Below are 255 nucleotides of genomic sequence, written 5' to 3'. Positions count from 1 at the left end.
AATCGATCAATAATAATATCGGCATTAGGGAATAAAGATTCAATTAACGATATATAAGGTGTAAACATATCTACAGAGACTGTTTTCACTTTTTTACGTTGTCGTTTAGAAAATCTTAAAAAATATTCTTCGAGTTTATGTTTACGACGGTCTGGTAAGATATCGATGATATCGTGTGTAATACCATCACAGTAAATAAAGCTCATAGCACTGTCTACATCACTTGTTGACTTGAATTCATCAAATGATAAATGA

General features: G+C 30.6%; 1 protein-coding gene. It reads right to left on the bottom strand.

Features of this window, described 5'->3' with window-relative positions:
* A partial coding sequence (locus tag HHH54_RS11125) for a transposase (protein ID WP_198618835.1) occupies window positions 1–255 on the bottom strand: 255 nt, incomplete at both ends.

This window comes from Staphylococcus canis (assembly GCF_016238445.1).
GTDB classification, from domain to species: Bacteria; Bacillota; Bacilli; order Staphylococcales; family Staphylococcaceae; genus Staphylococcus; species Staphylococcus canis.
Note: the sequence above shows the minus strand (reverse complement) of the source record. Positions and strands in the feature narration are given on the sequence as shown.